This window comes from Acidimicrobiia bacterium (genome assembly GCA_016650365.1).
Classification (GTDB): Bacteria; Actinomycetota; Acidimicrobiia; order Spongiisociales; family JAENVV01; genus JAENVV01.
Map to the genome: position 1 here is coordinate 1 of JAENVV010000195.1, position 3,916 is coordinate 3,916.

Annotated in this window: 4 protein-coding genes; 1 reads left to right on the forward strand and 3 read right to left on the reverse strand. The window is 61.3% G+C overall.

Going from position 1 to position 3,916, the window contains the following annotated elements; all coding sequences use genetic code 11:
• The 3 genes from JJE47_11900 to JJE47_11910 all read right to left on the reverse strand — a co-directional run.
• The coding region (locus tag JJE47_11900; GenBank protein MBK5268125.1) for a hypothetical protein at positions 1 to 736 on the reverse strand (736 nt) is incomplete at its 3' end.
• Positions 733 to 1,227: a sigma-70 family RNA polymerase sigma factor gene (locus tag JJE47_11905; GenBank protein MBK5268126.1), complete on the reverse strand. Its 495-nt coding sequence runs from the start codon at positions 1,225 to 1,227 to the stop codon at positions 733 to 735. The genes JJE47_11900 and JJE47_11905, both read right to left, overlap by 4 nt.
• Positions 1,228 to 1,344: 117 nt before the next feature.
• Entirely contained in the window at positions 1,345 to 2,985 is a 1,641-nt protein-coding gene (locus JJE47_11910) for a hypothetical protein (protein ID MBK5268127.1), read from the reverse strand.
• A gap of 246 nt (positions 2,986 to 3,231) precedes the next feature.
• Between JJE47_11910 and JJE47_11915 the strand changes: the two genes are divergently transcribed.
• On the forward strand, positions 3,232 to 3,916 hold a 685-nt coding region (locus tag JJE47_11915; protein ID MBK5268128.1), incomplete at its 3' end, for a sugar transferase.

Consider the following 3,916-nt stretch of genomic DNA (forward strand, 5'->3'; position numbering starts at 1 on the left):
CGGCGATCCGATTCCCTTGTGCGGCCACCAGTTCCGTTGACACCACGGAGAGGGGGAACGACGCATCGAGCGCCACCCGTGAACTGGAGCCATCAACTGCAGCGATGTGAACGGTCAAGCGCATCTCGTCACCCACTGGGGTGTAGTCGGCGAACGCGAATCCCCCATCAACCAACCCAAGGATCAGTCGCGACTCGCCCGGACCTGAGTCGTCAGCCGGCACGACCAACTCGGGTGAGCTGGCACCAGCAGCCAAACGCATGATGCTGTCCTGATTCCAGGGAGGCGGAGCGATGCCGTGTTGAAACAGCAACCCGCCGGCACCGTCGGAAATCGCCACGTAGATGGACTCGTAATACTGATCACCCGGGATCAGGCGTTCGACCCCTTCAGCCTGGAGGGTAAGACCTTCCTCACCGAAGAACGCCACAGCACCTTCGAGGGTCGTGCCAGCCACCGGGACGTCGGGCTGCGTGGGCACGGTCGTCGGCACGGTCGTCGGCACGGTCGTCGGCGTAGGTGCTGGCTGAACCACATCAGGTTCTGGTGGCGGGAACGACGTCACCAGCGCCACCGTCACGACAATCGCCGCGGCGACGCCGGTGGCGACCATGAATCGGGTGGCAAACCGGCGGCGATTACCGCGAGCCTTGATGGCTTCAACGTCGGCCAGATAGGGCGGCAGGTCGGCCGCCGAAGCTTGCAAGTGCTGTTCGAGGAGTTTTTCGAGATTCATGAGCGGACCTCCAAAACGGTTCGCAGATCGGAAAGAATGCGGTGCAGGCGGCTTTTGACCGTGCCGGCTTTCATGCCGAGCGCCTCGGCGATTTCTTCGTAGGTCCATCCGGCCAGGTGTTTGAGTACGACCATGGCCCGATCGTCAAGCGGCAGCTTTGCGAGAGCCTGATCAAGGTCCGGATCAAAGCCGGACCGGTAAGCACCGCGTTCGGGGACGGCTCCCACCACTTCGAATTTGCGACGACGCAACCGGGACCTGCCCCAGTTAAGTGCCACCCGGTACACCCAGCCAGTGGGATTGTCGTAGTCCTTGACGGTTTCCCACCGCTCGAAGGCTCGCACGAAGGCTTCGTCGGTGGCTTCCCTGGCCAACCCGGCATCCCGTAGCGAAACGCTCAGCGGCCGACACACAGCATCGTGCTGTAGCTGGAAGAAGTCTTCGAAGGACCCGGGGCGCAGCCCTCGAACTGCTCGATTGGGTTCAGTCACAATTCTCAACGTCTCCATCCTCTGTTGCGCCTAGGACGCACGAGAGGCAACGATTGTTCGCGGAAAGATCAAAAAGATTCAGCAGCCAAACTCCCCCACTCCGGCGGCCATTTGCGGCTACATCGCCGTGGCCGACACCAACGTTTTGAACCTGGGATGATCTCGCAGAGGAGCCAGCTCATCGTCGGTAGCAAGACCCGATATCAGGGATGCCGGAACCTTGGCCAGTTCGTCCAAGGCAGCTTCGGGGTTGCCAAGGCCCAGTTGAGCGTACGCCAGGTTGATCCGCGCCATACCGGCAACCCGCTCGTCGGTCGGTCCGAGCGCCAGGAAACGGTTCCCGGCCTCGAGAGAGATAGCAAACTGGTTGTCGCGTAATGCAACGACCTGGAGTTCGCTCAACGAGACGGCCAGGGTCGGGGTCGGCTGCCACGAGGCCGCCAGGATTGTTTCGGCCTGCTCGTCTCGATAGAGGGTGGCGAGCACGGCCCGCCGGGTCATCGAATCGGTTGACCCGACCAGTTCAGCCAGGTCCCTCAAGGCTCGAGGTTGCCGATCGCGGTAGGCCTGCAGCTCCCCGGGGGCACCGTCGCCGATCAGCGGGACGGCAACGGCATCGAGTGCTTCAGCCACCCAGGAATTACGATTCACCCGTGCCGCCCACCACGTCGACATGTACCCGACGTAGTCCAGGTCACCCGCAAACGGTTTGATGACCTCCCAGGCCGGGGTGGGATTACCTCGCATTTCGCCAGCCACCCCGAACACCACCGACCGAAGCCAGGGGGTTTCGGTCAGCATGTCACCAATGGGCTGGTGGGACACGGCGGTAAGGGTTCTCAAAACTCCTGCCAGATCGTTGGCGGCCGAATACAGGCGGACGCGGGTCCAGACATCACCAACGTCGGGATACTGATCGGACAGGCCCAGCGCGTCGGAGTGCCTTCCCAGCCTCGCCAATCGTTCCATCCGTGACTCAATCGCCCAGTTGCGATAGTTCGGAGTCTTGGCGTTGGCCTCGATTTCTTCGAGTCGGCGAAGGGTTTCGTCATATTGGCCAGCGGCCCACAGTGTGTCGATTTCGGCATTCCAGCCCTCGGCATCGTCGGACTCGAAGCGAATTGCCGTCAGCCGCCGCCGCACGTCGGTGAAGGTGAGGTAGGCGAGGTAGGCCACCGCCAGGTAGCCCCATCGGTAGGCAAACGGCGCAACGGCCAGGGCGGTAACGACCACCGAGGCGATCATCCAATGCTGGATGCGGCGGACTTTGAGCAACCTATAGATGGATTCGAGAATATGGGATCCGTCCGCTGTTCCAATCGGTAGGAGTTGGATGACCGCCCAAACCGCATTGAGGATCACCATCGCCGAAAAAACCGAAGCCACTACGGGAGGGAGCGAATCGCCGACCAGGTAGGAAACTGTCGCAACGACCCCCAGGAAGACCAAGCTGTAAACAATCCCGGCCGCTGAAATCCATATGTTGCGCCACTCCGGCACGCCGGACGGCATGCCGGTCGTATGGCCGCCCAACACTTCGAAGGTGATCACCGGGTCGCCACCGACTCTGCGGATCTCGATGGCATGACCCAACTCGTGCACGATGACGACCACGCCAACCACTGCCACGAACGGCCACAAGTAGGACGAACCGGAGGCAATCCAGAAGGCCAGGATGGCGAACGTCCAGATCGACGCTCCCATGCGGATCGGGATGCCGAATAGGCGCAAGCCCTTCCTGGAGGTTCCTTCGGCCAATCGATTCCTTTCGAGTCTCCCCAACCCTACTGACCCTCGTGACGGTCCCAGCCAGCCTTCCACATGGGTCGAACGACCCTAATTGGTCCATTTCCCTCGCTGGCAGCGGAATCTCCATTGCACAACGGTCGCCATAGGGTTATGGTGGAAACCACTGCGAGTGGTGAGTGAACGCTGATCACCTCAGGCAGAGGGGATGCGAAGGCCGCGAGGGGGCGGCCCGGGGGAAACTGGGAGTACACAATAATGGCTGACCGGGCGGTCGGCGTGGGGGTATCGGCAGTTGCTGATACGGCTTCGCTAACAGGGCATCAGGACCAAAATCCTTCAGACACACGCGCCAACCTATCCGTGGCGCGCGTTCCAGGTACCTACGAGCACTATGTCAAACCGGTGGTCGATCGGGTCGGGGGATTCATCCTGACTTTGCTCATACTGCCAATCGTGGCCGTCGTAGTAGTGGCCATCAGGGCGTCCATGGGCGGCCCTGCCCTTTTCACCCAGCAGCGGGTAGGAAAACACGGCCAACCGTTCACGGTATACAAGTTCCGCACCATGCTGCCCGACAGTCGGACCATACAGGCCGCTTATTCCGGCCCCGACCGACGCCGTGTCCACAAGTCACACAACGATCCGCGGGTAACCCCTCTCGGTGATTTCCTCCGTAAGTGGAGCATCGACGAGATCCCCCAATTCTGGAACGTGGCGCTCGGCCAGATGAGCCTGGTCGGGCCTCGTCCCGAACTCGTCGAAATCGTCGAGACCAAATACGAGGATTGGCAGCACCGTCGCCATGTCGTAAAGCCGGGCGTCACCGGAATATGGCAAATCTCTGATCAGCGCCAGGGCCTCATGTTCGAGGCGACGGCCGTGGATTTGGAGTATCTGGATCAGGTCTCATTAGCAACGGACCTGAAGATTCTCCTGCTGA